The sequence below is a fragment of the Okeania sp. genome (assembly GCF_983059655.1).
In genome coordinates, this window is the sequence record NZ_CEZPJD010000709.1 from 1 (window position 1) to 4,149 (window position 4,149).

Consider the following 4,149-nt stretch of genomic DNA (forward strand, 5'->3'; position numbering starts at 1 on the left):
GCACTTGTCCCAGAGACAGTCAAATGGCTACAATATGAGTATCATTCATGTTTACTATAATATGAGCATTACTCATATTTTGTCAAGAGGATAGCAAATAAATGGCCCAAAACTTATCAAAAGATACATCTAGAAAACGGCGTAAACCAATGCAAGCCCGAAGTTTGGAGCGAGTAAATCGGATATTGGATGTAGCGACAGAAATGTTTATCGAACCAGGATATGCGGCCACTACCACTAAGGCGATCGCTGCTCAAGCAAAGCTTCCTATTGGTTCGTTATACCAATTTTTCCCTGATAAAGCAGCTATTTTGGAGGCTTTAGCTGAACGGTATAGCGACCTGCTCTATCAGCGCTTCGAGGCCCTTGATACCCTGGAAACAGCACAGCTACCTTTAGCTGATTATGTGGACCAATTAATCAACCTATCAGAGCAATTTTTTGGCGAGCATCCAGGCTATTATGCCATTTTTATGGAGGTGCAAGGGACTATGCCAGAGGTAGACAGTGCTATTGATGCTAATCTTATTCAGATCTTAGTCAGGCAGTTACCGAAACGCTACCCATCATTGAATGCAGAAGATTATGAGGCGATCGCCTTCGTTTTGATCAAAGCAATAGGTAATTTACTGTGGTTATCTTTAGGCCAAACTGCTGATTTTCATCAACGCTTATTGATAGAAGCAAAGCGACTGACTTTTAACTATTTGCAAAGTTATAGCGCTAGAGAATAGCAAACAGGGAACAGGGAACAGGGAATAGTGAACAGTGAATAGCAAGCTGTATAGCGCTGCATGCAGGTAACAAGCAAAACGAAATAAAATAGTATTTGATTATTTCAATGAGCTATCTTTCGACCGATTATGAAAAGTTTAACAGTTAAGCGCTATCTCTTATCTATACTATTAATGCCTCTAGTAGCAATAGTAGTGACAACCAAAACAAAAGCTGAATCTATTACTCCAGCTAATGACAGCACAAATACAACAGTTAACCAAAATGGCAATCAATTTGATATTCAAGGAGGTACTCGTAGTAGAGACGGGACAAACCTTTTCCATAGCTTTGACCAATTCAACCTAAATTCTGGCCAAACTGCCAATTTCCTCACTACTCCAGACACTCGTAATATTCTCGGTAGAGTTACGGGTGGAAATGCCTCAATTATTAATGGTCTGATACAAGTAGTTGGTGGTAATTCCAACCTCCTCTTAATGAACCCTGTAGGTGTGATATTTGGCAAAAATGCCAGTCTGAATATTCCTGCTTCATTCAGTGTCACCACAGCTACTGATATAGGCTTTAATAACAACAACTCCTGGTTTACAGCTATAGGAAACAATGATTACTCAAATCTAGTAGGAAATTCCAGTGGATATAGATTTAACGTCTCAAAGCCAGGGGTTATAATTAATGAAGGAAACCTAAATTTAAAACCCGAAAACAATCTCACGTTACTCGGTGGTACAGTCATTAATACTGGGCAGCTTTCCACTCCTGGTGGTAACGTTAATATCACAGCAGTAGAAGGTAATAGTACCCTAAAAATTTCTCAACCAGGGAATTTATTAAGTTTGGAAATATCCTCAACAGTTGAGAATAGGGAGAATATTTCTAGCTTTTTGCCTGTACTATTATTACCAGAGTTATTAACAGGGGGAGAAATAAATCATGCCACATCCGTTAGCATTAACTCTCAAGGTGATGTAGTATTAGATGGTTTGAATACTATGATAGCTGATGTACCAGGAACAATTATTGCCTCTGGAAGTATTGATGTATCCACAACTCCCCTCCTTTCAAAGGGGGGTCAGGGGGGATATAATATTGGGGGGCAGGTAAATGTCTTGGGCGATCGCGTAGCAGTTATTGATGCCAATATTAACGCCAATGGTACAAATGGAGGTGGCACAATATCAATTGGAGGTAATTTTCAAGATAATGAAGTTGTTCATAATTCTGGGGAAATTTTGATTAATGAAAACACGATTATTTCTGCTGATACTGTTGAGAATGGAGACGGTGGAAAAGTCATGATTTTATCAGATGGAAAAAATTATTTTGCCGGAAATATTAGTGCTACTGGAGGAGAATTTTCTGGTAATGGTGGGGAGGTAAATATCTCTGGAAAAGAGGCAATAATGGTTGACGGTAATATCGATGTTAATGCCACAACTGGAGAAACAGGAAGAATATTACTTAGCCCTGAAACCACTTCAAGAGAAAAAAAAGAACCAAATCTAGAATATAATGATTTTCTGGCTCTACTAGAAAATTATGAAGCCCAAATTGAAGACGGTATAAATTTTACTGATTATATTAGTATGGATAGACTATTAACAGAAGCTGTGATACCGAACATCGATAGTCTCAACAGGGCAACCCAAAATACCCTCGCCAATTTCCAACAATTAGCAAATATAGAAAAAAGTCGCAGCGATACATTTGCCAACTACTTTGGAAAAAACCTCTCACCGCAAAAAGCATCTACAAAAAATATTAGAGAAGTGCTGGCAGAAATTGACAGTCAAACAGAAAATAATTCAGCAATTATCTATGTCACGGCTTACCCAGAAGAATTGCAATTAGTATTATATACACCAGGCAATACCCCCATCGTCAAAACTATTCCCGATGTCAAGCGCGAGGAATTAATGAAACTTGTGCTACAGTTACGCTTCTATATTACCAATCCAGAAGACCGCTATACTCAAAACTATCTGTTACCAGCACAAAAATTATACGACCAGCTTATTGCACCCCTATCAGCCCAAATAGAAGCAGCCAATGTCAATACATTACTCTTCAGTATGGACGAAGGTTTACGGACATTACCTGTAGCTGCATTACACGACGGTAAACAATTTCTGGTCGAAAAATATAGCCTGAGTTTAATTCCTAGTATCAGCTTAATGGATAGCAACTATCGCACTTTAGAAGATACCCAAGTATTAGCAATGGGAGCTAGTGAGTTCATTGAAAAAATTCCCCTACCAGCAGTACCCGTAGAATTAGAAACTATTTCTCAAAAATTGTGGAAAGGCAAAAAATTTCTCAATCAAGAATTCACCTACAACAACCTATTAGCTCAACGACAAAATTATCCTTATCCCATAATTCACCTAGCAACTCATGCAGAGTTCAGAGCAGGGAAAGCCAACAGTTCCTACATTCAATTATGGGGAGACGAACAACTACGGCTAGACCAAATGCGACAGTTAGGCTGGAATCAACCCCCAGTAGAACTATTGGTATTGTCAGCCTGTCGTACTGCCTTTGGAGATAAAAATGCCGAACTAGGTTTTGCCGGGTTAGCAGTAGCAGCAGGAGTAAAGTCAGCCTTAGCTAGTGTGTGGTATGTGAGTGATGAAGGGACATTAGGGTTAATGACAGAATTTTACGCTCACTTGGATAATTCCAAGATTAAATCAGAAGCTTTACGACAGGCGCAGTTAGCAATGTTGCGAGGAGAAGTAGTCATTGTAGAAGGTGAGTTAAAGGGTACTGGTTCCTATGGCTCTGTAGTGTTACCGTCAGCACTCAGAAAGTTTGAGAATAAAAATTTATCTCATCCCTATTATTGGGCAGGGTTTACTATGGTTGGTAGTCCTTGGTAAGTGCTCGGTGGTAGGGGAGTGGCTCACACGGATTATGGCACGGATATACGGATATGGAAGGGAGTAGGCGAGTAGAAGGCCACACTTGATACTAATGCTACTGGATTTGATATGGCACTACGCAAATAGTTTAGGGCCATTATGGCGTTGCATAAATGCGGGATGATTTCAATAGTTTTGTGAAATGGGCATCTTGCCCGTTCCCCATTTGGTATCTTTCTACATTGATTTTCCTTTCTACAACATTTGCGATCGCTAAGATACTATATTTTTAGTTGAATAAAAAATCATGCGTAGGGGCGAGCAGCCCCTAATAGCATTTATGATATCACAAAAATTGTGAGGATGGAGCCAAAAATCCTTTCACCCGCTGATTTTTTCTTGAGCTTCACAAAATGAAACTGTTGCGGGTTTTTCACTGAGGAGGGATAGATGGAAAGATTTAACTGCGGGAAGAATAAATATGTTTTGAGCTTCACAAAATGAAGATATTTCTGGTATTTTTCCTGGGGAAATATTCTTGAATACTTAG

At 39.3% G+C, this 4,149-nt stretch carries 2 protein-coding genes; both read left to right on the forward strand.

Going from position 1 to position 4,149, the window contains the following annotated elements; translation table 11 throughout:
• The first annotated feature begins 101 nt into the window (after positions 1-101).
• The gene (locus tag AC3DU7_RS27055) at positions 102-734 is read left to right on the forward strand and encodes a TetR/AcrR family transcriptional regulator (RefSeq protein WP_488042363.1); all 633 of its coding nucleotides are present in this window, start codon (positions 102-104) and stop codon (positions 732-734) included.
• Positions 735-863: 129 nt separating this feature from the next.
• Complete coding sequence (locus AC3DU7_RS27060) at positions 864-3,617, forward strand: CHAT domain-containing protein (protein WP_488042364.1); 2,754 nt, start codon at positions 864-866, stop codon at positions 3,615-3,617.
• Positions 3,618-4,149: the final 532 nt, after the last annotated feature.

Coding starts and splice junctions, on each gene's coding strand:
- AC3DU7_RS27055 (WP_488042363.1), top strand. CDS start 102: ATGGCCCAAAACTTATCAAAAGATACATCTAGAAAACGGCGTAAACCA.
- AC3DU7_RS27060 (WP_488042364.1), top strand. CDS start 864: ATGAAAAGTTTAACAGTTAAGCGCTATCTCTTATCTATACTATTAATG.